23 protein-coding genes and 1 pseudogene are annotated in these 25,238 nt (G+C 70.2%); 13 read left to right on the forward strand and 11 right to left on the reverse strand.

What is annotated here, in order from left to right; genetic code table 11:
• Together Vgi01_RS02450 and Vgi01_RS02455 are read right to left on the reverse strand one after the other, a co-directional pair.
• Positions 1-1,187: hypothetical protein (locus tag Vgi01_RS02450; RefSeq protein ID WP_204290022.1), on the reverse strand; the 1,187-nt coding region annotated here is incomplete at its 3' end.
• A gap of 25 nt (positions 1,188-1,212) precedes the next feature.
• Positions 1,213-2,394: a tellurite resistance TerB family protein gene (locus Vgi01_RS02455; protein WP_204290023.1), complete on the reverse strand. Its 1,182-nt coding sequence runs from the start codon at positions 2,392-2,394 to the stop codon at positions 1,213-1,215.
• Positions 2,395-2,667: 273 nt separating this feature from the next.
• Here Vgi01_RS02455 and Vgi01_RS02460 point away from each other — a divergent pair, with 273 nt between their 5' ends.
• The 4 genes from Vgi01_RS02460 (at position 2,668) to Vgi01_RS02475 (ending at position 7,079) form a co-directional block, all read left to right on the forward strand.
• Complete coding sequence (locus Vgi01_RS02460) at positions 2,668-3,723, forward strand: ETX/MTX2 family pore-forming toxin (RefSeq protein WP_158244915.1); 1,056 nt, start codon at positions 2,668-2,670, stop codon at positions 3,721-3,723.
• A gap of 218 nt (positions 3,724-3,941) precedes the next feature.
• Positions 3,942-4,409: a hypothetical protein gene (locus tag Vgi01_RS02465; protein ID WP_204290024.1), complete on the forward strand. Its 468-nt coding sequence runs from the start codon at positions 3,942-3,944 to the stop codon at positions 4,407-4,409.
• A gap of 27 nt (positions 4,410-4,436) precedes the next feature.
• Complete coding sequence (locus Vgi01_RS02470) at positions 4,437-6,401, forward strand: sensor histidine kinase (protein WP_239088772.1); 1,965 nt, start codon at positions 4,437-4,439, stop codon at positions 6,399-6,401.
• Positions 6,402-6,428: 27 nt separating this feature from the next.
• Complete coding sequence (locus Vgi01_RS02475; protein ID WP_102659119.1) at positions 6,429-7,079, forward strand: response regulator; 651 nt, start codon at positions 6,429-6,431, stop codon at positions 7,077-7,079.
• 83 nt (positions 7,080-7,162) lie between these two features.
• Here the strand turns inward: Vgi01_RS02475 and Vgi01_RS02480 are convergent, their stop codons facing one another.
• A complete protein-coding gene (locus tag Vgi01_RS02480) occupies positions 7,163-9,829 on the reverse strand; it encodes a cation-transporting P-type ATPase (protein WP_239088776.1) in 2,667 nt (888 codons plus the stop codon).
• A 318-nt stretch (positions 9,830-10,147) separates the two neighbouring features.
• On the opposite strand from Vgi01_RS02480, the gene Vgi01_RS02485 reads away from it, so the two are divergent.
• Complete coding sequence (locus Vgi01_RS02485) at positions 10,148-10,840, forward strand: class I SAM-dependent methyltransferase (protein ID WP_204290026.1); 693 nt, start codon at positions 10,148-10,150, stop codon at positions 10,838-10,840.
• 181 nt (positions 10,841-11,021) lie between these two features.
• Here Vgi01_RS02485 and Vgi01_RS02490 read toward each other — a convergent pair whose 3' ends face one another.
• Positions 11,022-11,609 carry an ATP-dependent Clp protease proteolytic subunit gene (locus Vgi01_RS02490; protein ID WP_102658667.1) on the reverse strand — a complete coding sequence of 196 codons (588 nt, stop codon included), beginning with the start codon at positions 11,607-11,609 and terminating at the stop codon, positions 11,022-11,024.
• Between the two features lie 746 nt (positions 11,610-12,355).
• Positions 12,356-12,601, reverse strand: a pseudogene (locus Vgi01_RS02495) (helix-turn-helix domain-containing protein); the annotation flags it as partial.
• Between the two features lie 207 nt (positions 12,602-12,808).
• Here Vgi01_RS02495 and Vgi01_RS02500 point away from each other — a divergent pair.
• On the forward strand, positions 12,809-13,822 hold the full coding sequence (locus Vgi01_RS02500; RefSeq protein WP_102658606.1) for a potassium channel family protein: 1,014 nt from the start codon (positions 12,809-12,811) through the stop codon (positions 13,820-13,822).
• Positions 13,823-13,890: 68 nt separating this feature from the next.
• Here Vgi01_RS02500 and Vgi01_RS02505 read toward each other — a convergent pair whose 3' ends face one another.
• Positions 13,891-14,928: a 2-oxoacid:ferredoxin oxidoreductase subunit beta gene (locus tag Vgi01_RS02505; protein WP_204290027.1), complete on the reverse strand. Its 1,038-nt coding sequence runs from the start codon at positions 14,926-14,928 to the stop codon at positions 13,891-13,893.
• Positions 14,921-16,768 carry a 2-oxoacid:acceptor oxidoreductase subunit alpha gene (locus tag Vgi01_RS02510; protein ID WP_102658608.1) on the reverse strand — a complete coding sequence of 616 codons (1,848 nt, stop codon included), beginning with the start codon at positions 16,766-16,768 and terminating at the stop codon, positions 14,921-14,923. Before Vgi01_RS02510 ends, Vgi01_RS02505 begins: the two co-directional genes overlap by 8 nt.
• A 220-nt stretch (positions 16,769-16,988) precedes the next feature.
• Here Vgi01_RS02510 and ndhC point away from each other — a divergent pair, with 220 nt between their 5' ends.
• Complete coding sequence (gene ndhC / locus Vgi01_RS02515; RefSeq protein ID WP_013731400.1) at positions 16,989-17,366, forward strand: NADH-quinone oxidoreductase subunit A; 378 nt, start codon at positions 16,989-16,991, stop codon at positions 17,364-17,366.
• A gap of 33 nt (positions 17,367-17,399) precedes the next feature.
• Here the strand turns inward: ndhC and folP are convergent, their stop codons facing one another.
• A complete protein-coding gene (gene folP, locus Vgi01_RS02520; RefSeq protein ID WP_204290028.1) occupies positions 17,400-18,269 on the reverse strand; it encodes a dihydropteroate synthase in 870 nt (289 codons plus the stop codon).
• Positions 18,270-18,410: 141 nt separating this feature from the next.
• Between folP and Vgi01_RS02525 the strand changes: the two genes are divergently transcribed.
• The 4 genes from Vgi01_RS02525 to Vgi01_RS02540 all read left to right on the forward strand — a co-directional run bounded on the left by Vgi01_RS02525 (position 18,411) and on the right by Vgi01_RS02540 (position 20,887).
• Entirely contained in the window at positions 18,411-19,082 is a 672-nt protein-coding gene (locus Vgi01_RS02525) for a DivIVA domain-containing protein (protein ID WP_102658610.1), read from the forward strand.
• A complete protein-coding gene (locus Vgi01_RS02530; protein ID WP_204290029.1) occupies positions 19,079-19,576 on the forward strand; it encodes an SRPBCC family protein in 498 nt (165 codons plus the stop codon). The genes Vgi01_RS02525 and Vgi01_RS02530 overlap by 4 nt, the downstream gene beginning before the upstream one ends.
• A gap of 92 nt (positions 19,577-19,668) precedes the next feature.
• Positions 19,669-20,256 (forward strand): DNA-3-methyladenine glycosylase I, encoded by a 588-nt coding sequence (locus Vgi01_RS02535; protein ID WP_102658612.1) that lies wholly within the window; start codon positions 19,669-19,671, stop codon positions 20,254-20,256.
• Between the two features lie 4 nt (positions 20,257-20,260).
• A complete protein-coding gene (locus Vgi01_RS02540; protein ID WP_204290030.1) occupies positions 20,261-20,887 on the forward strand; it encodes a hypothetical protein in 627 nt (208 codons plus the stop codon).
• 5 nt (positions 20,888-20,892) lie between these two features.
• Here Vgi01_RS02540 and Vgi01_RS02545 read toward each other — a convergent pair whose 3' ends face one another.
• Both Vgi01_RS02545 and Vgi01_RS02550 read right to left on the reverse strand, forming a co-directional pair.
• Positions 20,893-21,681: an enoyl-CoA hydratase-related protein gene (locus Vgi01_RS02545; RefSeq protein ID WP_102658614.1), complete on the reverse strand. Its 789-nt coding sequence runs from the start codon at positions 21,679-21,681 to the stop codon at positions 20,893-20,895.
• Positions 21,678-22,502: a PaaX family transcriptional regulator gene (locus Vgi01_RS02550; RefSeq protein ID WP_102658615.1), complete on the reverse strand. Its 825-nt coding sequence runs from the start codon at positions 22,500-22,502 to the stop codon at positions 21,678-21,680. The genes Vgi01_RS02545 and Vgi01_RS02550 overlap by 4 nt, the downstream gene beginning before the upstream one ends.
• Before the next feature lie 190 nt (positions 22,503-22,692).
• Here Vgi01_RS02550 and Vgi01_RS02555 point away from each other — a divergent pair, with 190 nt between their 5' ends.
• Complete coding sequence (locus Vgi01_RS02555; RefSeq protein WP_013283866.1) at positions 22,693-22,860, forward strand: DUF3117 domain-containing protein; 168 nt, start codon at positions 22,693-22,695, stop codon at positions 22,858-22,860.
• Between the two features lie 172 nt (positions 22,861-23,032).
• On the forward strand, positions 23,033-24,499 hold the full coding sequence (locus tag Vgi01_RS02560) for a leucyl aminopeptidase family protein (RefSeq protein ID WP_204290078.1): 1,467 nt from the start codon (positions 23,033-23,035) through the stop codon (positions 24,497-24,499).
• 15 nt (positions 24,500-24,514) lie between these two features.
• On the opposite strand, the gene Vgi01_RS02565 is transcribed toward Vgi01_RS02560, so the two are convergent.
• Complete coding sequence (locus Vgi01_RS02565; protein WP_102658668.1) at positions 24,515-25,102, reverse strand: O-methyltransferase; 588 nt, start codon at positions 25,100-25,102, stop codon at positions 24,515-24,517.
• Positions 25,103-25,238 lie beyond the last annotated feature (136 nt).

Consider the following 25,238-nt stretch of genomic DNA (forward strand, 5'->3'; position numbering starts at 1 on the left):
AGTGTGCCTGAGGTCGCGATGGTGTGCCCGAGCAGCAGCATGGAGGTGAGCTTGGCGTGCTCCAACTTCCGTTGCGCAGCGGTGCCCCCGGTGGCGTAGCTCTTGAGAAGCCAGTACCCGCGGATGATCGCGGACACGATTCCCGGAGTGATGCCCATCGTGAAGAAGTGGCGCAGGTCGTAGCCGTTCGTGTACATGTGGCGGGCGACATCGGTCCAGGGCACCTTCACGCCGGAGGGGGTCAATGCGAACGGCGAATTGATCTGACCCAGTTGGAGCAGGCTGAAGAACGGGGGCTGAAGGCCGGCGGGTGTGTAGACGTCCGAGAGCAGGTGGCGTACCTGCGTGATGAGGGCGGTGATCAGGCTGACCGGGTCGTGTGTGGTGGCGACCTGAACCAGTTGGCCCGCCTTGTCGATGTAGGTGCCGGTGCCGTGCATGAGGTCCGCCACGCCGTAGAAGAAGCCCAGGACCGGATCGTGGCCGAGGCTCTGGAGCCGGTGAATGGCCGGCCGCATCCCGCTGACCAGGCCTCCGGTGGCTTTCGTGGTGGGGGCGTCATATGGCACTTTGGCGAGTTTCTCGAACCCCGTGAAGAATCGGGCGTGGATGTCTTCAGCCCGATCCTTGTTCTGAAGCCACTTCGTGAGGGGTGACCCCGCCTGCTTCGTGCCGAGGAAGGTGGAATCCTGGGGGATGCGGACGAGGACGATGTCCAGGAGGGTCGCGAGGGCTCCGGCGACCAGGACGACCGTCCAGTCGGTCTCGTCCCAGCTGATGTCGCCGTGTTCGTCGGTGTAGCTGCGCAGGCTGGCAGCTATCTGACCAGGGGGAAGAATCTGCTGGAGGGGATCCCGGGTCAGATCGACACCCAGCAGATCCAATTGGGCTTCGGCAAGCCTGACAAGCTGATCGAAGTCGTCCTCGGTCGGGACGACGGGCACGGCGTAGCGGGAGTGGTGCGTTTCCTCGACGCTCACCGCGGCCGCTGCGACCGGCGGGGACGGTGAGGCCGGTACGAGGACGCCCATCGCGTGGAGACGGGCGCGCACCGCATCGAACTCGGAGGTGACCGAGTCCAGGCTGTCGCTGATCCGGCCTTCGCGTTCGAGGACTTCCTTCAGGTCGAAGTCCACCTCGTCGAACAGGCTTCGCAGTTCGGTGAGCGTGACGGCCTGGTACGCCACGACCGCGGCGGCAGCCGAGAGTTGATCACCCGACACGGAGTGGCTCTCGCTGTTCGAAAAGCTCCTGGCTGGTCTGGAGGTTCACCAGGGCCGACTGGAAGGCGACCAGTTCGGCCCTGAGCGTGGCGAGTCGTTCTTCGTTGCGCGTGGTCTGGGTGAGGTAGGCATCCATTCGGCGAGCGAGTCCGGCGATGTCGTCGGTGAGCTCGGCCATTGCCTGCTGGTGGTTCTTGATGACCTGCTGGATCAGATGCTCGCGACGCTTTTCCCGTTCCCGCTCGTTGGTGGCCAGCACGTAACGCGCGCCCTGATGGACCACGACGCCGAGGATCACCACGGTGCCGATCCCGGTGGCCATCGCGCTCAGTCCCAGCAGGCCGCCGAACCCCAGGGCCGCCAGACCCGAGGTGATGCCCGCTCCGCTGAGGCCGGAGACACTGCCGGCGAGACTGATCGCGGCGATCGGGGTTCCGAATGCCGCAGCCTTGACAGCGATGTCCTTGGTGGCGGCTTCCAGTTGGCTCGTCGTGATCCGGCCGGAGGCAAAGTCCTCCTCGGTGACCACGAAACGTTCGGTCGCCTCCACGACCTGGCCCGCCGACTCGGTGAAGACCAGCCCTGCGACGAGGACGATTCGCTCACGCTCGGCGTCTGCGGCATGCCTGTCGGCACGCGAGATGCGCACCAGATCGCGTACCAGGACGGTGAACACCGGCTCGCGTTGATCCTCGTCGAGGAGGTCGCGCAATTCCCTGGCCAGCTCCACCGTGGCATTGGGGACCGCTGCACGGTTCGCCGTATCGCGTTGCGCCCCGGTGATATCGCTACGCAGCTGCGACCGCGCCTCGTCGTCGAGGCCGATCATCGATGCGAACAGGTACAGATTCGCGATCTCACGAGGATCGAGAAGGCCGTCGACAAGCGCCAAGCTCACCAACACCCGGCAATACAACAACTTCCCGTCGGCAGTGAGCGCGGACAGGTCGCCGACATCAGCGCGGTCGCGGGAGGTACGTGCCGACAGTCCGTCCTTCACTTCTCCGACCTTCGCCATGACCTGCTCGGCGGACTGCTTCACTTTCTCCTGGGCATCGCCCGCGACATCAGCGACACGTTGCCTCGCGACGCTTGTGCTGTCAACGACCATTCGTCCCGCGGCGTCGGCGACGCCCTTCAGCCGTCCAAGCCCCACGTCACGAAGGTCCATCGCCATCCCTTTCGCCAGTTGGCGAGAGGCTATCGGCTGCCGCCAACATGACCACATCCTCCGGCCAGCCTCGGTTTCGTCCGCGAGATGGCGATTTTCCACGGCCAGGGCATTGCCATTGGGGAGTCGGGACAACCTCCCGGTGGCCCGGGACGGGCGTCCCTGGTGACCGGGTCGGTCGGGCCAACAGACTTCCGATACGAAACGGCCGCTGCCGCCCTACCGGCAGACGACCGGCCTTCTTACCGAAGCGTGACGAGGAGTCGAGGTTCGATGCGAGTACGAAAGAGTGTGGCGGTCCTGAGTGCCGTCGTGACCGGATGGGTGATGGTCCTGGTGGCGGCGCAGCCGGCGTCGGCGGCACCCTACTGCAACGTCCCGATCCCGCCGCCGGCGTGTGGTTACGAGCCGCCGGAGGACCCGCCGCCGCCGTCGGGCTTCGTCCCGGTGCTCGCCTTCGACGGGGCACGGCAGACGGTGTCCCGGGACGGGGTGCACGTCTGGGGTTGGACGGCGGACAACGACGCGCCGACCACGGCGCTGACCGTGAACATCAGCATCAACGGCACGCAGGTCCGATCCATGGTCGCCAACCAGCACCGGCCCGACGTCGCCGCCGCCTACCCGCAGTACGGTGCGGCGCACGGCTTCGACGTGGTGCTGCCCGCGTCGGCCGCAGGAAACAACGTCTGTGTGACGGCGATCAGCGTCGGCGGGGGAGCGAACAAGTCCGTCTGCCGTCAGATGGACGACATCGTCGAGTTCATGGCGTACGACATCAACTACGACATCGCTCGGGCGCAGCTGCTCGGAACGTCACTTCAGCAGTTGGACAAGGTGACGAACCGCAACGACACGTCGTTGCAGCAGTCCACCGAGATCAGCGGTTCGAAGACGGTGACGGAGACCGAGGGCTGGTCGGACACCGCCGGGGTCAAGGTCTCGGTGTCGACCGCCATCAGGGCCGGCTTCCCGATCTTCGCCGACGGCAAGGTGACGGTAACGGCCGAAGGGTCCTTCAGCTACACCCAGAACGGTTCCACCTCGCGTAGCCGTACGGTCTCCTGGCGGCAGCCCGTGCTGGTCCCGGCGCGATCGATCGTGGAGGCCACGGTCACCGTCACCCATGCGAACATCCGGGTGCCGTACACGCTGAGCGGCGATTACATCTACCGCAGCGGTGCGCGGGCCGCCGGAACCGTTGGCGGCATGTTCGCCGGTGGGAACAGTGAGAACGTCCAGGTCAACCTCAAGCAGTACAACCTGGACGGCTCACCCGCCCTGGCGCCGGCGACGCAGCCAAAGGCCACGCTACTCAAGATCAGCTAAGCGATTCGGGTGCCGAGCGAGTTGGTTGCCGTGGCCGCGCTAGTCGCGACGGCAGCCAGCATCGGCTCGGGAGTGTCCACAAGTACGAATATCTCGCGGCCAACGATCGTAACGACTGGCCGCCGGGGTGGGGCGGGGCGACCGGGGGGAGGTCCCGACCCACCCCGACATCGTATTGACTGATCCCTTGCTTCCCGCTGTACACAAAGGAGAGTCAGATGAGCCTGTTCACGGGTGGGGCAGACGACGGCATCCTGCTGATCGCCAACGACGACACCTTCGCACACACCTACCCGGACCTGCGGCGACTGCTCGAAGAGCAGTCCGAGGGCGACCCGCTGCGCGGCGCGGTGGAGTTCTTCGACTTCACCGGTCGGCGGCTGGTCCCCAGCTTCGACCGGCAGTGGTGCCTGACCGACCTGCAGCCGAGCAGCGAACCCGCCGACCCGGCGGCGGTGCAGCGCCGCCTTCAGGCGGTGCTCGATCACCTCGAACGGTTCCTCAAGTCCGACCAGGAGTCGGGGGGCGGCTTCCGCGTCGGCGCTGCCGAGACGGTGCGCGAACTGCCGGCGCTGAACGGCACGCTGGCCGACGCCATCGAGAAGATGCCCTGGCACGAGCCGGGGAAGGGAACTGCCGGCAACTTCCTGCACAACGCCATGCACGCCGCCGGTTGGGCGCACTGACCGCCATCGTCGACCAGGAGGCCGACCGTGACGCCCGCTGAGGGATCCACAACGACTCGACGCGGCCTGCTGGTCGGTGCGGCGGTGGCGGTGGCGCTGCTCGTCCTGGTCGGCCAACTTCTTCAGCGGGACCCGCTGCTGTTCGGCCCCAGCACGCTTACCGCGGTCTTCGCCGCCGCGTTCACCGCACTCGGCGCCCTGGTGCTGGCCGGGGTGCCGGGTCACCCGGTGGGCCGGCTGATGCTCGCCGCCGGTCTGGTCGCCACGATCGCAGTGCTCGCGCTGAGCTGGTCGTCGTGGCTGCCGCTGGCCTGGCTGGGCCAGTGGCTGTGGTGGCCGCCGTACACCCTGGTCATCCTGGCCCTGCTGGTCTTTCCCGACGGTAAGCTTCCCGGCCCGCGCTGGCGGGTCGTGGCGGGCGGCCTCATCGGGGCCGGCGGCCTGACCACCGGCGCATTCGCCGTCGCCGCCCTCGACGACCCGCGCGGCCTGCTGCTCGCCGGTGAGCTGGCGGCGACCGGGCGGGCGCAACTGTTGGTACGCATCGCCCTGCTGGCGATCGTCGTACAGGTGCTGCTGGTGGTGGCGGTCCTGGTGTCGCTGGCCAGACGCTGGCACCGCGCGACGGGCCAGACCCGTCAGCAGCTGGCCTGCCTGCTGGTGGCGGGTGCCCTGTTCCTGCTCGGCGGCGTGCTCGACGCGCTCAACCTGGCCGGGGCCTGGGCGCTGATGGTGGTCGCGATTCCGGGCGCGATGACCCTCGCCGTGCTGCGTTACCGGCTCTACCAGCTCGAACGCGTGATCAACCGGACGTTGGTCTGGCTGGTGATGAGCCTGCTGGTGATCGCTGGCTTCGTGGCCATCGTCGCGCTGCTGCGGGACCTGGTCGTCGGCCCGGACACCTCGAACGCGTCCCTGGTCGCCACCGGCCTGATCGCGATCACCTTCGAGCCGCTGCGCGGTCGGGTGCAGCGAGGCGTCAACCGGCTGCTCTACGGGGACCGCGACGATCCGTACGCGATGCTGACCCGGCTCGGCAGCCTGCTGGAACGGACCGGACAGCCGCATGCGGTGCCGGCGCTGCTGGCCGACACCATCGCCAGGTCACTGCGGGTGCCGTACGTGTCGGTCGAGGTGGACGACGCCGACGGAGGTGACCTGCCGGACGGCGGCGCGGCACACGGCACGCCGACCACCTCGATGGAGCGCTTCGACATGCTCATCCACGGCGACCGGGTCGGTCAGCTGGTGGTGGCCCACCGCCGTACCGGTGACCGGTTCACCCCGATGGAGCGTCGGATCCTCACCGACGTGGCCCGGCAGGCCACCGCGGCGGTGGCGACCGCCCGGCTGATCCGTCAGCTCCGCCAGGCGCGGGAGGGACTGGTCCTGGCGCGGGAGGAGGAACGCCGCCGGCTACGTCGGGACCTGCACGACGGGCTCGGTCCCACCTTCGCCGGCATGTCGATGCAGGTACGCGCGGCGAGCAAACTCGCCACCGGTACGCCACGGCTGGAGCTGATCCTCGACCGGCTCGCCGACGACCTGCGTACCTGCACCGCCGAGGTACGCCGGCTGGTGGACCAGCTGCGGCCGGCCGCGCTCGACCAGGGACTGGAGTCGGCGCTGCGGGCGGAGTGCCGGCGCTTCGACGGCCCGCAGCTCGGGATAGACCTCACGGTCGACGGCGACCTGCGGACCCTGCCCGCGGCGGTGGAGGTGGCGGCGTACCGGATAGTGGCCGAGGCGCTGTCCAACGTGGTACGCCATGCCCACGCCAACCGGTGCGAGGTCCGGGTCAGTCGCGGCGACGGCCTGCTGGTGGAGGTGGCCGACGACGGGATCGGACTGGCCGGTCCGCGGCCCGGCGGGGTGGGTCTGGACTCGTTCCGCCATCGGGCGGCAGAACTCGGCGGCAGCTGTGAGATTACCGCCGGGGCGCAGGGTGGGACGCTGGTGCGGGTCCGGCTGCCGTGGGTCGAGGACGAATAGCCGCCGGAGCGCGGGAGAGGGGTAGGCATGTCGGAACAGGCCCGCGTGCTCATCGTCGACGACCATCCGGTGGTACGCCGTGGCTTGCGCACGATGCTGGAGGGCGAGTCCTGGGTGGCGGAGGTGCTGGAAGCGGCCTCCTGCGCCGAGGCGATCGCCGCGGTCGCACACGAACAGGTCACCGTCGTGGCGATGGACATCGCGCTGCCGGACGGTGACGGTGTGCAGGCGGTCGGTCAGATCCTGCGGCACCGGCCGGAGACCGCGGTCGTGATGCTGACCATGGCCGACGAGGACGAGCTGGTCGCCCGTGCCCTGCAGGTCGGTGCCCGGGGCTACCTGCTCAAGGACACAGACCCCGATCTGGTGGTCGATGCGCTGCGGACCGTGGCCGGTGGGGGCGTGGTGCTGGGGCCGGGGATCACCGCCGCCGCGTTGGGCCGGGCGCAGCCGACGGCGGTCAGCCTGCCGCCGCCCTTCGACCGGCTCACCCCGCGCGAACGGGACATCCTGGCGCACCTGGCCGGTGGTGAGGACAACGCTCAGATCGCCCGCCGTTTCGGGCTGAGCACGAAGACCATCCGGAACCAGGTCTCGGCGATCCTCGGAAAGCTCGGTGTCGCCGACCGTGTGCAGGCGGCGCTGCTCGCCCGGGACGTCGGCATCGGCCCATCGTGACCGCCCACAAGGGCTGGAAGCGCGCCGACATCGAACTGCGATCGGAACTGCCATTCCCACCTCGCTCGTACCCGCAGGTCGGCTCAGACGAGGTTCCTTCGGAGTCGCTTGTCGAGCGCGACGACGGCGGCGGCTGCGGCCCCGACCGCGAAGATGCGCAGCCAGACGTCACCGCCGATCGGCGCGGTGTCGAAGATGCTGTTCATCGCCGGCAGGTAGGTGATGGCGAGCTGGGCCACGGCCTGCAGCAGTACGCCGCCCAGCACCCAGCGGTTGGTGAAGAAGCCGATGCGCCAGGCGGAGTGCACGAGCGAACGGCAGCTGAACAGGTAGAGCATCTCCACCACGACGAAGAGGTTGAGCGCTGCGGTCCGTGCTTCGGCCACACCGGCGCCCCGACGCTGCTCCCACTCGAACAGCAACCAGGCGCCGGCGACGAGCAGCGCGGCCACCAGCGCGATCCGGGCCACGAGAGCGCCGGTCAACAGTGGTCGTCGGGGGTCGCGGGGCGGCCGTCGCATGATGCCGCTCTCCTTCGGCTCGAAGGCGAGCATCAGGCCGAGCAGGACGGCGGTGGTCATGTTGATCCACAGGATCTGGGTCGGCAGCAGCGGAAGGGTCGCGCCCAGGACGATGGCCACGAAGATGACCAGACCTTCACCGAGGTTCGTCGGCAGCGTCCAGACGATGAACTTGATGAGGTTGTCGAAGACTCCACGGCCCTCTTCGACCGCGGCCTCGATGGTGGCGAAGTCGTCGTCGGTCAGCACCATGTCGGCGGCATCCTTGGCGACCTCGGTCCCGCTACGCGCCATGGCGATGCCGATGTTGGCCTGACGTAACGCCGGGGCGTCGTTCACCCCGTCGCCGGTCACCGCGACCACGTGCCCGCGCCGCTGGAGCGTCTCGACCAGCCGCAGCTTCTGCTCCGGGGACACGCGCGCGAACACCGTGGCGCGGTCCACCGTCTCCGGGAACCGCTCGGCCGGCAGTGTCTGAAGGTCTCTGCCGGTGAGCACCCTTCCCTGCTGGTCGTCACCGAGAATGGCGAGGTGGGTGGCGATGGCAGTGGCCGTCGCCACGTGATCCCCGGTAATCATCTTCACGCCGATCCCGGCGTCGTGGCAGGCGCGTACCGCGGGCGCGGCGGCACTCCTGGGCGGATCCAGCATCGCCTGCAGGCCCGTCAGGGTCAGCGTGCCGGGCAGGTGATCTTCGTTGAAGTCGCCGGACTCCCCGTCCCGACGTACGGCCGTCGCGAGCACCCTGAGCCCCTGGCTGGACAGCGCCTCTGCGCAGCGCAGCGCCGCCTCGGCGTCGAGCGGGCGGGTCGTCCCGTCGCCGCTCATCTCCGTACGGCACATCGCCACGATCTGCTCCACGCTGCCTTTGGCCAGCACGATCTCGCGCCCGGAGTCGGGTTCGCGGTGCAGGGTGGCCATGTACTGCCGCTCCGAGCTGAACGGGATCGTGGCGGTACGCGGCAAGGTGTTGTCGAGCCGGTCGCGGTCGATCCCACCCTTCCCGGCGACCACAAGCATCGCCCCCTCGGTCGGATCACCGGTGATGAACCACTCGCCGTTCTCCTCGCGTACCCGGGCGTCGTTGCAGCCTGCGCCCGCCAGCAGAGTCCAGCGCAGGGACTCGCTCGTCGCCTCGTCGGCCATCGCACCGGAGGGGCCACAGATTTCTCCATCGGGGCGGTAACCCGAGCCGGTCACGGAGAACTCGCCGTCCGGCGTCCAGAGCACCCGTACCGTCATCTGGTTCTCGGTCAACGTGCCCGTCTTGTCGGAACAGATGACCGTGGTGCTCCCCAGCGTCTCGATCGCCGGCAGGCGGCGAATCACCGCCCGCCGCCGCGCCATCCGCGTCACGCCGATGGCCAACGTGACGGTGACGGCCGCCGGCAGTCCTTCCGGAATCGCCCCCACCGCGAGCGCGATGGCCGCAGTGAAGGTTTCGGTCGCGTCCTGACCGCGCAGCACACCGACACCGAAGGTCATCGCCGCCAGGACGAGAATGGCCACCGTCAGCACCTTGCTGAACCAGGCAAGCTTGCTCGTCAGCGGGGTCGCCAGGTTGTCGGCCGCGCCGACCAGCCGGTGGATCTGCCCCAACTCGGTTTCGGTGCCGGTGGCCACCGCAATGCCAGCACCACTGCCCGCCGTGACCAGGGTGCCCGAGTAGACCATGTTGCGGCGGTCCGACACGGCGGTGACCTCGGGTAGTTCCGCCTCGTCCTTGGTGACGGGAACCGACTCGCCGGTCAGCGCCGACTCGTCCACCCGCAGTTCGGCCAGGCGGACCAGGCGCAGGTCCGCCGGCACCTTGTCGCCCGCCTCCAGGACGATCAGATCCCCGGGTACGAGTTCCTCCGAGGCGATCATCCGCTCCTGCCCCGCCCGCACCACCCGCGCCTCGGTACGCACCATCGACCGCAAGCTGTCCAGCGCCGCCTCAGCCTTGGACTCCTGCACATACCCGACCACGGCGTTGACCAGCACGACGCCGAAGATGACGCTGGCATCCACGTACTCGTGGAGGAACGCGGTGATCACCGCAGCCGCCATCAACACGTAGATCAGCGGATTGTGGAACTGCCGCAGCGCCCGGCGCAGGAAGCCGCCGCCCCCGGCGGCAGGCAGCAGGTTGGGCCCGTACCGTTCCAGGCGACGCGCGGCCTCGTCCGTGCTCAACCCACGGCGCGGGTCCGTTTCGAGCAGCAGCACCACCTCATGGGAGGACATGGCGTGGTGCCCGTTCTGGCGCGGTGACTCGGCCGGCTCTTCAGAACCCACCGCCACCTCGCAATCCGACATCGGCTCAGGCGCACCCGGGCCGGGTCATCGTGGCCGGAAGCAGCGCACTCCAGCCCGAGCCGTTGAGAAAATCCTCTGCCAATGCACCGTCAGGCGACCGACAAACAGCGCAAAAAGGTTAGGCAGTCGGGTTGCTGTGAGCGGCACGACGTGGGGATGTTCTTGCTGAACTGGCAAGAAAATTTGGCGGTCCGCGCCGCGGCTGCCACCATCGTCGGACCTGACGACAGGAGCGGGGGACTGGCTGTGGCGCATGACTTCGACAAGGCGTACTGGGAGCAGCACTGGCGGCAGGGTGATGGTGGCCGTCCCGGCTCCATGAGTAGCAAGCCGCCGAACCCCTATCTGGTGCGTGAGATCGGCACCCTGTCGCCGGGTACGGCGCTGGACGCGGGATGCGGGGCCGGTGCCGAGGCGATCTGGCTCGCCTCGCAGGGCTGGCAGGTGACCGCCGCCGACATCTCCTCCGAGGCACTCGCCCGCGCTGCCGAACGCGCGGCGGCGAGTGGCGTTTCCGAACGCCTGACCTGGATCGAGGCGGACCTGAGCCGCTGGGCACCGCAGACCCGCTTCGATCTGGTCACCACCCACTACGCCCACCCGGCGATGCCGCAGCTGGAGTTCTACGACCGCCTCGCGGAATGGGTGGCACCGTCCGGCACCTTGCTGATCGTCGGCCACCTACACCCTTCCACCGCCCCCGACCAGGGCCACGACCACGAGCAGGGTCACGGCCATGATCGGGGGCACGAGCATGGCCACCAGGTCGGGGAGCGTCCACCCGCCGAGGCGTCGGCGACCGCCGCAGCCATCACAGCGCGTCTGGACGAGACGGCCTGGGAGATCCTCACCGCCGAGGAGGGCCAGCGCACCCTCACCGGTCCGCGCGGGGAGATCACCCTGCACGACGTCGTGGTACGCGCCGTCCGCCGCCCCTAACCATCCGCTCCCGCCACCCACCCCACCCCAGGCGTCGCCTGACCTCGTCGATCTTGCACTTACCGTCGCGACAAAAGGGTGCTAACTAGGCGATTTCGGCGACCAGAAGTGCAAGATCGGCGAAGCGTCGGGCGGGCAGGCGGCGCGGTGAGGGCGGGGTGGGGCGAGTAAGGGGTGGGGGTTAGGGGGTGGGGATTTGGGTGGTGGTGGTGAGGACGTGGTCGATCAGGCCGTAGGCGCGGGCCTGTTCGGCGGTGAACCAGCGGTCGCGGTCCCAGTCCTGCTGGATCTCGGTCAGGTCGCGCCCGCTGTGATGGGCGATCAGTTCCTGCATGGTCCGCTTCACGTGCAGCATGTTCTCCGCCTGGATGGTGATGTCGGAGGCGGTGCCACCCATGCCGCCCGAGGGCTGGTGCATCAGGATCCGGGTGTGCGGCAGGGCGTACCGCTTGCCGGCGGTACCCGCGCAGAGCAGGAACTGGCCCATCGAGCCGGCCAGCCCGAGTGCCAGGGTCGACACGTCGTTGGGCACGAAGCGCATGGTGTCGTAGACGGCCATGCCGGCGCTGACCGAGCCGCCGGGGGAGTTGATGTACAGGCGGATGTCGCGGGTCGAGTCCTCGGCCGCGAGCAGCAGGATCTGCGCGGTGATCCGGTTGGCGGCCTCGTCGGTCACCTCGCTGCCGAGGAAGACGATCCGTTCCCGCAGCAGCCGCTCGAACACCTGGTCGCCGAAGGTTCGCTGCCCGTCGTCCAGCATGGTGATCATCTCGTCCACCTCTCCCGTTGCCGGTGGGCGAGACGACCGCCCGGGAACCGGCACCGTCACAAGGCTGGACCAGCCCAGGACCCGGCTCCCAGTGGTTCTGCCCGGGGCAGATTCGCCCTCGGCAGAACCACCTAGCGGTGGGCGAGGTCGCGCGACGAGCGGAGCAGTGGGGTGAGTACGCCGGGAACGAGGTGACCTGCGGGTCGTCGCCCAAGCCGGGAGGTGTTCCGGGGTCGGCTGTCGGGGCGGGAGGGCGTACGCAGCAACCGGACCGCCAGCGCGGCGGACCGCAGCCGTCGGGCTCGGCGCAGCGCGCTGCCGCTGGGCCTGGTGACCGTTGCCGGGCGACGCAGCGCACCGCGGGCGACCACTCGACCGGGCTGTTCCGTCTCGGTGTCGAGTGGATCGGTGAACACCGTGATCCGCAGGCCCCCACTGACGCCGCCCACGGGTGTGAACCCGCCGAACGACAACCCGGCGAGTTCGTTCCCGATGGCGCCGGCAAGCCCACCGCTGGCGCCCGTGAGCCCACCGTTGGTGCCGGCGAGCCCACCGCTGGTGCCTGCCAGCCCGCCGGTGGCGTCGAGCCCACCCGTCGAGGCGGCATGGGATCCGACCGCGCCGAGTCGGGCGATCGGGCTCGGGGTGCCGCCGGAGGCGGACCGGGTGGACGAGATCACCGAGCCGCCGGCGTGCCGGCTGGGAGGCGGTTGGCTGCCCAGCGGCGCGGTACCCAGCGGGGTGGAGGGCATCCGGCGTTCGACCCGGCGCAGGTCGTCGCGTACCGCTTCGAGAAGGTCGGAGAGGTAGAGGCCGAGCGCGCGGCAGACGGCCGCGAGCACCTCGGACGACGCCTCCTTGCGCCCCCGTTCCACCTCGGACAGGTAGGGCACGGAGACTCCGGCGGCCCGGGCGACCTCACGTAGCGTCAGGCCCTGGCGCTGGCGTTCCCGGCGCAGCACCGCGCCGATCACCCGTCGTAGCAACGACATGCGGGCCTCACTCTCGCCGGTCCTGCGCTGACCCACCCATCATGCCCGGCCGGCGTCGCCGACGCCGTCCCGCTCGCCCGCCTGCGCCGCCCTACCGACCTGCACTGCGTACCCGCAGAGCAGGTGCTTGGGCACCTCGGCGTGCGGATTGCCAACCAAGGGCTATGTTGTGCTCGTGCAGGCGACGGAGGCGGGGCAGGTCCCGCGGTGATCCATTTTCCCGCGCAGCGGCGTGGCCCGCTGAGCGCGTTGAGCCTACGGTTGGCCGCCGCCGTCGGGCTGGTGTTGATCGTGGTCGCGGCGGTCTATCTCGAACGGGACCAGTACCGCGACATCAACGATGACGGCCTGACCCTGTTGGACTGCTTTTACTACGCGGTGGTCTCGTTGTCGACCACCGGCTACGGCGACATCGTGCCGGCCTCCCAGAGCGCTCGGCTGGTGAACGTCCTGCTGATCACACCGGCCCGGGTGCTGTTCCTGATCATCCTGGTCGGCACCACCCTGGAGGTGCTGACCGAGCAGTACCGGACCGGACGTCGCCTGCACCGGTGGGAGAGGAAATTGAAGGACCACGTCATCATCTGCGGCTACGGCACCAAGGGTCGCAGCGCCATCTCGGCGCTCCAGGAGAACGGGCTCGACAAGTCCAGGATCGTCGTGGTGGAGCGCAGCGGGGCGGCGTTGCGGCAGGCCACCTCGAACGGGTTGGTGGCGATCGAAGGCTCGGCGACCCGGTCCTCGGTGCTCAACCAGGCCCATGTGCGGACCGCCAAAGCGGTGATCATCGCGACCGACAGCGATGACGCCTCGGTGCTTGTGGCGTTGACCGTACGCCAGCTCACCGCCGGTCAGGTGCGGATCATCGCCGCCGCCCGGGAGGCGGAGAACGCTCCGCTGCTCAAGCAGAGCGGCGCACACCACGTGATCGTCTCCTCGGCCACCGCCGGTCGGCTGCTCGGGCTGTCCACGTCCGCGCCACCGCTGATCGACGTGGTGGAGGATCTGCTGACTCCCGGTCAGGGCATGGCGCTGGCGATGCGGTCGGCCGAGCGGCACGAGGTCGGCCGGAATCCCCGTGAGCTGGAATCGCTTGTGATCGCGCTGGTCCGGCGCGGCAAGGTGGTCACCCTGGCGGATCAGGCGGGCGCGGTCGTCGAGACCGGCGACATGCTTGTCCACGTACGCGACGACCGGCCCACCGCCAACACCCTGTCCTGACCCGGCGGTGCCGCCGCACGCAGAAGCGGGGCGTTCCGAGAGGAACGCCCCGCTCTTCGCTGCGGTCGTCAGCCGACGATGGTCCAGGTGTCGCCGCTGCCCAGCAGGCCGGCGAGCTGCTGCTCGGGGGTCTCGGTGACGCTCGCCTTCGCCTCGGCGACCTGCGCCTGCACCACACTGTCGTAGGACGGCCGGGCCACCGAGCGGAACACCCCGATCGGGGTGTTGCGCAGGTCGAAGCCGGGCAGCCGGGACAGCGCGAACGCGTACGCCGGGTCGGCGACGCCCGCGTCGTGCACGACGATCTCCTCGGCCGGGGTGTTCGCGGTCTCGCGGACCTCCAGACCGAAACCACCCGGCGGGTGTACGACGCAGAACTGCCCGTCCTTGCCGAAGGTGATCGGCTGGCCGTGCTCCAGGCGGATCAGGTGGTCGTCCCGGATGCCCGGGTCCTTGAGCTGGTCGAACGCCCCGTCGTTGAAGATGTTGCAGTTCTGGTAGATCTCCACGAACGCCGAACCCTCGTGCTCGGCGGCGGCGCGCAGCACCGACTGGAGGTGCTTGCGGTCGGAGTCGATGGTCCGGCCGACGAAGGTGGCCTCCGCGCCCAGCGCCAGCGAGATCGGGTTGAACGGCGCGTCCGCCGAGCCGACCGGGGTCGACTTGGTGATCTTGCCGACCTCGGAGGTCGGGCTGTACTGCCCCTTGGTCAGGCCGTAGATCCGGTTGTTGAACAGCAGGATCTTGAGATTGACGTTGCGGCGCAGCGCGTGGATCAGGTGGTTGCCGCCGATGGAGAGCGCGTCACCGTCACCGGTCACCACCCAGACCGACAGGTCCGGACGGGAGACCGACAGGCCGGTGGCGATCGCCGGGGCCCGGCCGTGGATCGAGTGCATGCCGTACGTGTTCATGTAGTACGGGAACCGCGACGAGCAGCCGATGCCCGAGACGAAGACGATGTTCTCCCGGGGGATGTTCAGCTCCGGCATGAACTGCTGGACGGCCGCGAGGATCGCGTAGTCACCGCAGCCGGGGCACCAGCGCACCTCCTGGTCGGACTTGAAGTCCTTGGCGGTGAGCTTGAGGGCGACGGGCTCAGACATTCTTCAGGACCTCTTCCAGCATCGTCTCCAGCTCGGCGGCGGTGAACGGCAGGCCGCGGACCTGGTTGTAGCCGATCGCGTCGACCAGGTAGCGCGCCCGGATCACGTGGGCCAGCTGGCCGAGGTTCATCTCGGGGATGACCACCCGGTCGTAGGAGCGCAGCACCGCCCCCAGGTTCGCCGGCATCGGTGCGAGGTGTCGCAGGTGCGCCTGCGCGACCGGCAGTCCGCGCTGGCGCAGGGCCCGGCAGGCCGCGCCGATCGGGCCGTACGTCGAGCCCCAGCCGAGCACCAGCACCCGGGCGTCGCCGTCCGGATCCTCCACCTCGACGTCCGGCACCGGGATGGTCTCGATCCGGGCGGCCCGGGTACGCACCATGAAGTCGTGGTTGGCCGGGTCGTACGAGATGTCGCCGGTCTTGTCGGCCTTCTCCAGACCGCCGATGCGGTGCTCCAGGCCGGGCGTGCCCGGGATGGCCCACGGCCGGGCCAGGGTCTGCGGGTCACGCAGGTACGGCAGGAAGGTGGTGCCGTCCTCGCCGTTGGGCGCGCTGGCGAACTCGACCCGCAGGTCGGGCAGCGACTCCACGTCCGGCAGCAGCCACGGCTCGGAGCCGTTGGCGACGTAGTTGTCCGACAGCAGGATCACCGGAGTGCGGTACGTCAGCGCGATCCGGGCCGCCTCAAGTGCGGCGTAGAAGCAGTCGGAGGGCGACTTCGGGGCGATCACCGCCACCGGGGCCTCACCGTGCCGACCGAACAGCGCGATGTTCAGGTCGGCCTGCTCGGTCTTGGTCGGCATGCCGGTGGACGGCCCGGCCCGCTGCACGTCGACGATGAGCAGCGGCAACTCCAGGGCCACCGCCAGCGAGATCGTCTCGCTCTTGAGGGCCACCCCCGGACCGCTGGTCGTGGTCACACCGAGCGCACCGCCGTACGACGCTCCCAGCGCGGCACCGATCGCGGCGATCTCGTCCTCGGCCTGCATGGTGGTCACGCCGAGCCGCTTGTGCTTGCTCAACTCGTGCAGGATGTCCGAGGCCGGGGTGATCGGGTACGCCCCGAGGAAGACCGGCAGCCCGGAGCGGACCCCGGCGGCGACGATGCCCAGCGACAGTGCCGCGTTGCCGGTGATGTTGCGGTAGGTGCCCGCCGGCATCTTCGCGGGCTTGACCTCGTAGCGGACGGAGAAGTCCTCGGTGGTCTCGCCGAAGTTCCAGCCGGCCTTGAAGGCGGCCACGTTCGCTGCGACCAGTTCCGGGCGCTTGGCGAACTTGCGCTCCAGGAACCGCAGGGTCGATTCGTACGGCCGGGAGTACATCCAGCTGAGCAGGCCGAGGGCGAACATGTTCTTGGCCCGTTCGGCGTCCTTCTTGGACACATCCAGCTCGGCCAGCGCGCCGATCGTCATCGAGGTCAGCGCCACCGGGTGCACGGCGTAACCGTCGAGCGTGTCGTCGTCCAGCGGGCTGCTCGCGTACCCGACCTTGGCCAGGTTGCGCTTGGTGAACTCGTCGGTGTTGACGATGATGTCCGCGCCGCGGGGCAGGTCGGTGAGGTTCGCCTTGAGCGCCGCCGGGTTCATCGCCACCAGCACGTTCGGTGCGTCGCCCGGCGTCAGGATGTCGTAGTCGGCGAAGTGCACCTGGAAGCTCGACACGCCCGGCAGGGTGCCGGCGGGCGCCCGGATCTCGGCGGGGAAGTTGGGCAGCGTGGAGATGTCGTTGCCCAACTGGGCTGTCTCCGAGGTGAACCGGTCACCGGTGAGCTGCATGCCGTCGCCGGAGTCACCGGCGAATCGGATGACCACTCGGTCCAGTTGGCGGATCTGCTTGGTCACGCCCGCACCTCGCTTCGCTGCGCGCCGCGGTGCGGCGCGTCGTCCTCACCCGAGAGCCTACGTCGAATCGACCTCGCACCTTTGCCGGAGGTCCGTTCCCTGGGACCGAAATGTGGAGGTTTATGTGGCGTCTTGCGCTGTTTCGTGCGGTCCGCGTAATCCAGATCACCACCGCGCTGCCGGTCGTGGCCCAGCCCACCGGACGGTAGGCTGACCTGCTGTGACCGGCTATCTGGGCTCGTACGCGACGCTCGGGCTGCTGCTGCTCGTCAGCGTCCTCTTCTTGGTAGTTGCGTTCTCGGCGAACCGGGTGCTGCGGCCCGCTCGACCAGCCGATCCGCCCGGAAAGCGGGCAAGTTACGAGTGCGGTGTCGACCCGGTCGGTGGCGACTGGGCGCAGATGCAGATCCGCTACTACGTCTACGCCTACCTGTACGTTCTCTTCGCCGTCGAGGCGGTCTTCCTCTTCCCGTGGGCGCTGATCTTCGACCGTCCGGACTTCGGCCTGGTCACCGTCGTGGAGATGGCGATCTTCGTGGCCGTGCTCGCCCTCGGGCTGCTCTACGCCTGGCGCCGCCGGATCCTGCACTGGACCTGACCAGAGCGGGCTCGACCGAGCCTGCCCGCAGGCTCAGGCGAGCCCTCGTCGGCTGACCGTGGGTGGGCGGCTGCCCTGGATGCTGGCGACCATGTCCAGGACGCGCCGGGTCTGGCGTACCTGGTGGGCGCGGAAGACCCGGGCGCCCAGCCAGGCGGAGACCGCGGTGGCGGCAAGCGTGCCCTCCAGCCGCTCGTCGACCGGCAGGTCCAACGTCTCGCCGACGAAGTCCTTGTTCGACAGGGCGACCAGCAGCGGCCAACCGGTGGCGGTCAGCTCGCCGAGTCGCCGGGTGATCTCCAGCGAGTGCCGGGTGTTCTTGCCGAAGTCGTGCGCCGGGTCGATGAGGATCCCGTCCCGGCGTACGCCGAGTGACACCGCACGTTCGGCGAGCCCGGTCACCGTCGTCACCACGTCGGTCACCACGTCGGCAAAGGCGGCCCGGTGCGGGCGGGTACGCGGACTGAGCCCTCCGGCGTGCGAGCAGACCAGGCCGGCACCGGTGCGGGCGGCGACCTGGGCCAGCGCCGGGTCCGCCCCCGACCAGGTGTCGTTGAGCAGGTCCGCGCCGGCCGCGACCGCTTCCACCGCGACCTCGGCCCGCCAGGTGTCGATCGAGATCACCACGTCGGGGAAGGCGGTCCGGACGGCGGCGATGGTGTCGACGGTACGGCGGATCTCCTCGGCCACGTCGACCTCGGCACCGGGGCCGGCCTTCACCCCGCCGATGTCGACGATCTCCGCGCCCTCCTCCACGGCCCGTTCCACGGCCCGCAGGGCGCTGTCGGCGGCGAACGTCGCGCCCCGGTCGAAGAACGAGTCCGGAGTGCGGTTGACGATCGCCATCACCACCAGCTCGTCGGGGTCGAACGTGCGTCCACCGAGCCGCAGCACCCCGGACACACCGCCTCCTTCACGCCGTACGCCGCCCGGCGACCCGCCGCCGGACACCGTGACGCTATCCGGTCGCAGGTCGCAGGGCCCGTCCGGTACGGCACGCCGGGAGGGGTCGCTCTGCACCGCCGGACATGCCACGATCAGTACATGGGTCAGCTTCTGCTCCTGGTGGTCGTGGCGGTCACCGTCGCGGCGGTGGTGTTCGGCGTGACGGTCCTGGTCAACGGCCAGGATCCCGGCCTGGTGCCGGCCGAGGCGGACGGCCGTGCGGTGCCGTTGCCCGGCGACCGGCCACTGCGCGAGTCGGACGTCGGCGAGGTGCGCTTCGACACCGCGTTGCGCGGGTATCGGATGGCCCAGGTCGACCAGGCGATGCGCCGGGCGGCGTACGACATCGGGTACAAGACCGAGCTGATCGGCGTACTGGAGGCCGAGGTGACCGCGCTGCGGGAGGGACGGACGGCCGAGGCCGACGCCCTGCGCAGTGCCCGTGAGCAGTCGGCGAGCCTGGCAAGCGGCCCGGCGCCGGAGGCGACGAGCGACGGCGCGGTCGACATCGACCTCGACAAGCACGACTCCGAGCCGGATGCCACGACGGCGAAGCCGACGGACCCGGCGACCAAGGCGGACCCGGCGACCAAGGCGGACCCGGCGACTAAGGCGGACCCGGCGGCCAAGGCGGACGCAGCGGCCAAGACGGACCCGGCGGCCGAGGCGGACCCGGCGGCCGAGGCGGACCCGGCGACCAGGGCGGAGCAGGGCGACGGGGTCGCGGAGGAGGAGCCGCGCGCCTCGGCGGTGCGCGCGGAATCGCCGTGACCGACCCCGACGCGGCGGACGAGCTTCGCGAGGCGGCCCGACGGGGTGCCGGTGAGGTCACCGCCACCGTGATCGTCAACGCCCCGGCGGAGCAGGTCTTCGCGGCGCTGCTCGCCTGGGAGCGACAGTCGGAGTGGATCCCGTTCACCACGGTGCGCGTGGTCGAGGGGGACGGCGGCGAGGGCAGCCTGGTCGAGGCGGTCACCACGCTCGGCCCGACCGTGCTGCGGGACCGGATGCGGGTCGTCCGGGTGGACGCGCCGTACGAGATCGGTGTGGTGCACTGCGGCACGCTGCTGCGCGGGCCGGGAGTGCTGCGCTGCACCCCGTTGACGAGCGGGCGCAGCCAGGTGGTCTGGCACGAGTGGTTCCACCTGCCGGGTGGCGCGGCCGGCCGGGTGGCCTGGCCGGTGCTCTGGCCCGGCTCGAAGTTCGGTCTGACCCAGGCGCTACGACGCTTCGCCCGTCAGGTCGAGCAGGGTCGCCTGCCCTGAGAGCGTCCCACCGTTGCGCGGCCCGGCACCCCGGCACCCCAGCACCACGGCGCGCCGCCGGCTTGTCGGTGGGTGGTCCTAGCCTGGTTGCCGTGACTGAGCTGGTGATCGGGGCCGACGGGCTACCGCGCTGTGCCTGGGGCGCGGGCACTGCTGACTACGTGGTCTACCACGACGAGGAGTGGGGCCGCCCGGTTCGCGGTGACGACGCCCTGTACGAGCGGATGACGTTGGAGGCGTTCCAGTCCGGGTTGTCCTGGCTGACGATCCTGCGTAAGCGGCAGGCGTTCCGGCGGGCCTTCGACGACTTCCGGATCAGCGCGGTCGCCGGCTACGGCGAGGCCGACGTGGCAAGGCTGCTCGCCGACGCCGGCATCGTCCGCAACCGCGCCAAGATCGAAGCAGCGATCGCGAACGCGCGCGCTGCCCTGGAACTGCCCGAGGGCCTGTCCGAGCTGCTCTGGTCCTTCGCGCCGCCGCGTCGTCCCCGGCCGGCCAGCCTCGCCGAGGTGCCGGCCCTGACCGACGCCTCCACGGCGATGGCCAAGGCGCTCAAGCGGCGCGGCTTCCGGTTCGTCGGCCCAACCACGGCGTACGCGCTGATGCAGGCCACCGGGATGGTCGACGATCACGTCGCGGGCTGTCACGTCGTGTCGCCCGGTGCGGCCGTGATGGGATAGAGGCATGACGACCGACACCGCACCCCGGGTGGACGGGGCGAGCCCGGCCGACGGCACGGGCACCTGGGCGGTGCTCCTGCCCGCCGGCCGGTACGACGCCGAGCGCCTCGTGCACCACGACACGCTGGAGTTGACCGGCCTGACGGACGTCGCCGCCCTGCCGCGCGCCGGTGACCAGGTCGCGGTGCTGGCCGACGAGCCGTTGCGGCTGGTGGCGGTGGGCCGGGTGGCCGCGCCGACCACCTGGCTTCCGGAGGATCCGGACGACCCGCAGTCCGACCGGGGGCCGCAGGCGCTTGTGGTGACGTACACCCGGCGGGCCTTCGACGAGCCGGTGCCGGCCGACACGCTCGCCCTCGGCGGCCCGGTGACCGCCCTCGACGCGGGGGCCTTCCGCGACCTGGTCGAGCGGCTCGGGCCTCCGCCGCAGCGACAGTCCTGGCTGGTCAGCCTGGATCTGCCGATCGAGGCCGACTCGCCGGCGGAGGCGGTCCGCCTGTTCTGGGCGTACGTGCAGGAGCTTGGCCCGCAGGAGCTTCCCGCCTTCGTCTCACCCTCCGGCGACGAGTTGTCGATGCAGGCGTTCGTGCTCGGCGCGGAGGCGAACCAGGATCCGGAAGAGGACGACTGACGCGCTCAGCGGCCCTCGAAGACCGGCCGCTGCTTGTTGACGAACGCCATGGTGGCCGCCCGGTGGTCGTTGGTACCGCCGCAGATCGCCTGTGCCTGCGCCTCGGCGGCCAGCGCGTCGGCAAGCGTGCCGGCGTCGGCGACGGAGAGCTGACGCTTGATCGCGCCGTACGCCACGGTCGGGCCGGCGGCGAGCCGGGCGGCGAGTTCCTGAGCGGCCGGCAGCACGCCCTCGTCGTCGTCCATCACCCGGTTGAGCAGGCCGAGCTGGCACGCCTCGTCGGCGCCGACCGGCTCGGCGAGCATCAGCAACTCGATGGCCTTGGCGTGGCCTACCAACCGGGGCAGCGTCCACGACGCGCCGGTGTCGGCGGCGAGACCGACCTTGGCGAACGCCATCAGGAACCTGGTCGACGGCCCACCGACGCGGATGTCGGCCAGGAACGCCAGCGAGGCGCCGGCACCGGCGGCCATGCCACGAACTGCGGCCACCACCGGCTTGGGCAGGCTGGACAGCCGGGAGGCGATCGGGTTGTAGTGCGCCTGGACCGTGTCCAGGGTCTTCCCGGCACCCGATTCGAGGGTGGCCACGTGCTCGCGCAGATCCTGTCCCGCACAGAACGAGCCGCCGGCACCGGCCAGCACCACCGCCCGGCAACTGCGGTCGGCCTCCAGTTCGGCGAGGGTGTCCCGCAGGGCCTCCTTGAGCGCCACGTTCAGCGAGTTCATCGCCGACGGGCGGTTCAGGGTGAGGGTGACGACGGCATCGGTGCGGTCGACGAGCAGTTCGGTCACGTCTGGCGTTCCTTCTGTCGGATCATCCGGTTACCACCGTCGAGGCACTGCTCGACGTACCGGTCCGCCGCCGGCCGGAGCCGGGCCGCGTGCCGGTCGAAGAAGCTGGCCGCGGCGGTGCCGGGCCAGCGCTCGGGCAGCAGCGCCGGGGGCAGCTGCGGGTCTCGGAAGAGGAACGTACGCCACGCGTGCACCAACCGGAATCGGGCCGCGTACGCCTCCTCGTCGCCGCTGCGCGCGGTGATCCCGCTCAGCAGGGCGCGCTGCTCGGCGACGAACTGTTCGTAGGCCCGGCCGATCTCGGCCAGGTCCCAGGCCCGGCGGACCAGGCCCATCGCGCCGGGGGTGCTGGCGGCGTGCGCGGCGCTGAACCGCTCGAAGCGTACGCCCGCCTCGTCAAGCATCAGGTCGACGTCCTCGCCGGGCCGGGTGGCCACCCAGACCTGCTCGTCGAGCGTGCCGTAGCCGAGGTAGCGGAGGTTGGCGGCGAGGCGTTGCCGGTCCCGTCGGGCGGACGGGGCGTCGAGCACCAGCAGATCGAACCGCCCGTCCCAGGTGACCCGGCCGGTGCGGTAGATCCGGGAGGCGGCGTCGTCGAGTCGGCGGGCCGCCTTGGGTGTGATCGAATATCCGGGGCCGGACATCAGTTTGACCGGTTCCAACCAGCCTTGTCGCACCATGCGGGACACCGCGGTACGAACGGCCGGCGGCGCGATCCCGAGCGGAGCCAGGAGTTTGACCAGGGCAGCAACCGGTGCCCGGCCACCCCGGGGCCGGAGGTGGTCGCCGTACAGGTCGAATAGTGCCGACCGTGCCTGCATGACCGCACATTGTGACAGGCCATCTCGGGATAAGCTAGATGCTGTTACATCAATGCTGCTCCGGTTTGGGTCCGGCGGTGTTCATCAGGGAAAATCGTTTGTCGACGCCCCCGTGCAAGTTGCGGGAGGTCATGGCGAAGTGGCTGTGGGGCAACCCACCGACCCTGGTGTAGGTCTGAGGGGAGACAACATGGCGGCGATGAAGCCGCGGACGGGCGACGGTCCGCTGGAAGTCACCAAGGAGGGCCGGGGCATCGTCATGCGGGTCCCGCTGGAGGGTGGTGGCCGGCTCGTCGTCGAGATGACTCCCGACGAGGCGACCGCGCTCGGTGACGCGCTGAAGGCGGCAGCCGGCTGATACGAAGGTCGGTCTGGTCGGCGATGTTCGCCGCCGCGGACGGTTCGTTTCGGGTACGGCTCCAGCAGCCGTACCCAGGCCCTGAGGCACCGGCTCGACCGGTGGCTCAGGGCCTTCATACCATTTCGTGGGCAATTCGACCCGCGATCTTCTTCAGGAGGTACGGCTCCGCGTGCTCGCCATTCGTCTGATCGCCGAGCCGGACCAGCTCGACGCCGTAGCACTACCCATGCGACCGGGTGCCGCCGACGACGCATCTGCCGCACCGGTGCCCACCGCTGTGGCACTGCCCGCAGAGGTCGCCGACGAAGCTGCCGCGTTGGCTTCGATGATCGGGCTGACCGGCCGGGCCGGCGAGGCGCATCGGCAGCTGCGCCCGGGCTCTGCTCCGGCCCGACTGTTGCTGGTCGGCATCGGGGACGGCGACGAGCCGGGTTGGCGCTCTGCAGGGGCGGCACTGGCCCGAGCCGGCAAAGATGAGACCCATATCACAGTGGCGCTGCCGGCAGGTGTGTCGGCCGAGGCGGTCCGTGGTCTGGCCGAAGGGCTGCTGCTGGCCTCCTACCGCTACCGGCTGGGTGCCGACGCCGAGGCGCCCGCGCTGACCGGCGTGGACCTGGCGGTCGCCGAGCCGGAGGCCTACCAGCAGGCGCTGGAGGTGGCCCGTACCACCGCCACGATGACCCGGCTGGCCCGCGACCTCACCAACACGCCCTCCTCGGTGAAGAACCCGCAGTGGTTCGCCGACCAGGTTGCTGCCGCCGCCACCGACCTGCCCGGACTGCGGCTGCGGGTGCGCGAGCCCGAGGAGTTGGCCGCCGAGGGCTTCGGTGGAATCCTCGCCGTCGGCGGTGGCTCGGCGAGCGGTCCCCGGCTGGTCGAGCTGGACTGGCAACCGGCCGAGGCGACCACCCACGTGGTGCTCGTCGGTAAGGGCATCACCTTCGACACCGGCGGCATCTCGATCAAGCCGGTGCCGGCCATGAAGCTGATGCGCAAGGACATGGCCGGTGCGGCTGCCGTCGTGGCGGCGACCCTCGGTGCGGCGGCGCTGCGGCTGCCGGTGCGCATCACCACGCTGGCCCCGCTGGCCGAGAACATGGTCAGCGGCGCGGCGTTCCGGCCCGGCGACATCATCCGGCACTACGGCGGGCTGACCAGCGAGACGACGAACTCCGACGCGGAGGGGCGGCTGGTGCTCGCCGACGCCCTGGCGTACGCCGTCGCGGAACTCAAGCCCGACCTGCTGATCGACCTGGCCACCCTGACCGGGGCGAACGCCATCGCGCTCGGTACCCGTACCGGCGCCCTCTACAGCGACAACGACCAGCTCGCCGACGCCGTGCTGGCCGCGGTCGCGGCGGCCGGCGAGGCCGCCTGGCGGATGCCGTTGCCGACCGACTACGTCGAACACCTCGGCAGCGAACTGGCCGACCTGCACAGCGCACCGACGCAGGGTGCGGGTTCCGTGCTGGCCGCGCTCTACCTGCGCGAGTTCACCGGCGAGCTGCGCGAGAAGTGGCTGCACATCGACATGTCGGCACCCTCCTGGTGCGAGCGGGACGACGCGGAGCTGACCCGGGGTGCGACCGGGTGGGGCGTACGCGGCCTGCTGCGGTGGCTGGCCACGTTCCGCTGAGACCGCCGTGGCGGATCAGCAGCGGACCGCGGCCAGCAGGCCGTGCCCGACCGGCAGCAGCGCCGGGATCCAGTGCTCCGACTCCCGGATGGCCTTGACCGCCTCGCGCACCGTCACCGTCTCCGCGTCGCGGGCGGCCGGGTCACCGATCCGGCCGCCGGCCAGCGCGCCGTTGAGCACCAGCACACCGCCGGGCCGCAGCAGCCGCAGCGCGGCGTCCACGCAGGCGGTGAAGCCGGTCGCCTCGGCGTCGACGAAGACCAGGTCGTACGCGCCGTCCGCGAGCCGGGGCAGGACGTCCAGCGCCCGCCCGGTGATGATCCGGGTCCGGCCGGCGACGAAGCCCGCCTCGGTGAAGATGCGTCGGGCGATGCGCTGGTGCTCCACCTCCACGTCGATGGTGGTGAGCACACCGTCGGCGCGCATGCCACGCAGGAGCCAGACTCCGCTGACTCCGGTGCCGGTGCCGATCTCGACCACCGCGCGGGCGTTACCGGCCGCGGCGAGCAGGCGCAACGCGGCACCGGCCCCCGGGGTGACTGCGTCGAGGCCGATCTCGTTGGCCAGACTGCGCGCGGTCCGTAGCACGAGGTCCTCGGGCACGTACGACTCGGCGAAGTGCAACGCCGGGTTCGCCGAACTGCCGGAACCAGCGACCGTGGCGATGGGACACCTCCGGGCAGCGAGCGTGAAGCGGGGGGCGGGTGGGCACTGTGACTCTAGAGGCGGCCCGCCACGG

The organism is Micromonospora gifhornensis (assembly GCF_016863515.1).
Classification (GTDB): domain Bacteria; phylum Actinomycetota; class Actinomycetes; order Mycobacteriales; family Micromonosporaceae; genus Micromonospora; species Micromonospora gifhornensis.

Coding starts and splice junctions, on each gene's coding strand:
- Vgi01_RS02455 (WP_204290023.1), bottom strand. CDS start 2,394: ATGGACCTTCGTGACGTGGGGCTTGGACGGCTGAAGGGCGTCGCCGAC.
- Vgi01_RS02460 (WP_158244915.1), top strand. CDS start 2,668: ATGCGAGTACGAAAGAGTGTGGCGGTCCTGAGTGCCGTCGTGACCGGA.
- Vgi01_RS02465 (WP_204290024.1), top strand. CDS start 3,942: ATGAGCCTGTTCACGGGTGGGGCAGACGACGGCATCCTGCTGATCGCC.
- Vgi01_RS02475 (WP_102659119.1), top strand. CDS start 6,429: ATGTCGGAACAGGCCCGCGTGCTCATCGTCGACGACCATCCGGTGGTA.
- Vgi01_RS02480 (WP_239088776.1), bottom strand. CDS start 9,829: ATGTCCTCCCATGAGGTGGTGCTGCTGCTCGAAACGGACCCGCGCCGT.
- Vgi01_RS02490 (WP_102658667.1), bottom strand. CDS start 11,609: ATGATCACCATGCTGGACGACGGGCAGCGAACCTTCGGCGACCAGGTG.
- Vgi01_RS02505 (WP_204290027.1), bottom strand. CDS start 14,928: ATGTCTGAGCCCGTCGCCCTCAAGCTCACCGCCAAGGACTTCAAGTCC.
- Vgi01_RS02525 (WP_102658610.1), top strand. CDS start 18,411: ATGGGTCAGCTTCTGCTCCTGGTGGTCGTGGCGGTCACCGTCGCGGCG.
- Vgi01_RS02540 (WP_204290030.1), top strand. CDS start 20,261: ATGACGACCGACACCGCACCCCGGGTGGACGGGGCGAGCCCGGCCGAC.
- Vgi01_RS02550 (WP_102658615.1), bottom strand. CDS start 22,502: ATGCAGGCACGGTCGGCACTATTCGACCTGTACGGCGACCACCTCCGG.
- Vgi01_RS02555 (WP_013283866.1), top strand. CDS start 22,693: ATGGCGGCGATGAAGCCGCGGACGGGCGACGGTCCGCTGGAAGTCACC.